We start from the raw sequence: 1700 nt of genomic DNA, 5'->3' as shown, positions 1-1700 counted from the left end.
CCTGATGTTTGTGGCGATCTACATCGACCACGTTCTCACATCTCGACAGGAGCAGCCGCCCTCAATCTGGCTCGGGCGAGACCCCAATCACCCCATCTGTTGAAGAAGGATCACGTTTGGCCTTGAGGATAGCCTCGTCGCCGTTGCGATCGGCGAAGGTGATGTCGATCGAGTCGTCGTCGAGCAATTCGGCGGAGCTGTCGCCGGCGACTTCGTCCATCTCATCGAAGCCGGCCCATGTGAAGAAGACCATTGAGGGCCCGTACCCGAGATCGAGGCCGGCTTGCAGGGCGCCAAAGGCGATCTCACCGTGGTTGTCGGCCCCAATAGTGATCGTGGCGGGTCCGCCGAGGTCGAGATAGCCGCGATCCCAAAGGTCAGCTTCGATGATCCGCCAGCGGCCGATCAGTTGACAGCCGGCAGGTGCGATCATGTCGGCGCCGCCAGCAGCTTCGGCAACCGCACGAGATTGTAGGCGGCGGCGTTGAAGGTGAAAGCCCATCCGACGCGGTCGCGGCCACGCAACTTGGTCTTCGCCTGTCCGGCGACCGTCTTGATCCAGCCGAACGCCTCTTCAATGCGCTTGCGAATACGCTGACTGACAGCATAGCCGCTATGCCGCGTCGTGCGCCCGTCGATTGCCGAACTACGGCCGCCGGTGTTCTGCGCCACATGCGGCGTCACCTTCATCGAACGCAGCTCATTGATGAAGTCCTGCGTGTCATCAGCCTTGTCGGCACCGAGTGTGATTGTTTGCGGACGGTCGGCACGCGGTTCGATCATGTGCAGGGCCGCCACCCGCTCGGCATGCCCGTCGGCAAACGTCAGGCAGGCGTCGACCAGAAGGCCATGGCGGTTCTCCATCAGCCCATGCCCCATGAAGCAGAGCTTCGCCTCCTTGCCCCACCCTTTGCGGTAGAGCCTGGCGTCGGGGTCGGTGGTCGAGGCGTGCGTCTCATTCGATCGCCTCTCGCCGTGGAAGTCCGCTTCCGCATTACGTCCGCCGCCGTCTGCCGGCGGCTCGCCATGACCACCGCTTGGGCCGTCCTTCGGCTTGACGCTCTTCATCGACGCCCAGGCCTCGATCAGCGTGCCGTCGACCGAGAAGTGATCCGTCGACAGAAGCTTCTTCACCTTGGGTTGCGCCAGCACCGCAGCCAGGAACTTTGCAGCGATGTCACCCTCCAGCAGCCGGTCACGGTTCTTGGAGAAGACCGAATGATCCCAGGCCGCATCGTCGACGCCAATCCCGACGAACCAGCGGAACAGAAGGTCGTATTCCAGCCGCTCCATCAACAGCCGCTCCGAGCGGATCGAATAGAACGCCTGCAAAAGCATCGCCCGCAGCAGCTTCTCCGGCGGGATCGACGGCCGCCCAATCGGCGAGTACAGCGCCGCAAACTCCCGCTCCAACGCCGAAAGCGCCTCATTCACAATCGCCCGAATACGGCGCAACGGATGATCGCGCCGCACCCGAGCCTCGAGGTCCACGTAGCTGAACAGTTCGCCCGTCTGTTCGTCACCACCCCGCACGATTCACTCCCACCTCTTCGTGGTCAGAGTGAATCACGAACCTGAGACTGTCGCGAGCCCTTTTTCAACAGATGGGGTGATTGGGGTCTCGCCCGAGCCAGATTGAGGGCGGCTGCTCCTGTCGAGATGTGAGAACGTGGTCGATGTAGATCGCCACAAACATCAGG

General features: G+C 62.4%; 2 protein-coding genes. Both read right to left on the bottom strand.

Annotation, left to right across the window (positions count from 1 at the left end; all coding sequences use genetic code 11):
• Positions 1–61: 61 nt before the first annotated feature.
• Complete coding sequence (locus tag ACFFNA_RS40340) at positions 62–433, bottom strand: hypothetical protein (RefSeq protein WP_378926006.1); 372 nt, start codon at positions 431–433, stop codon at positions 62–64.
• A complete protein-coding gene (locus tag ACFFNA_RS40335) occupies positions 430–1533 on the bottom strand; it encodes an IS5 family transposase (protein WP_378926003.1) in 1104 nt (367 codons plus the stop codon). Before ACFFNA_RS40335 ends, ACFFNA_RS40340 begins: the two co-directional genes overlap by 4 nt.
• Positions 1534–1700 lie beyond the last annotated feature (167 nt).

It is taken from the genome of Mesorhizobium kowhaii (assembly GCF_042431665.1).
Lineage (GTDB): Bacteria > Pseudomonadota > Alphaproteobacteria > Rhizobiales > Rhizobiaceae > Mesorhizobium > Mesorhizobium kowhaii.
The sequence above is the reverse complement of the archived record's forward strand: the minus strand, read 5'-3'. Positions and strand labels throughout refer to the sequence as shown.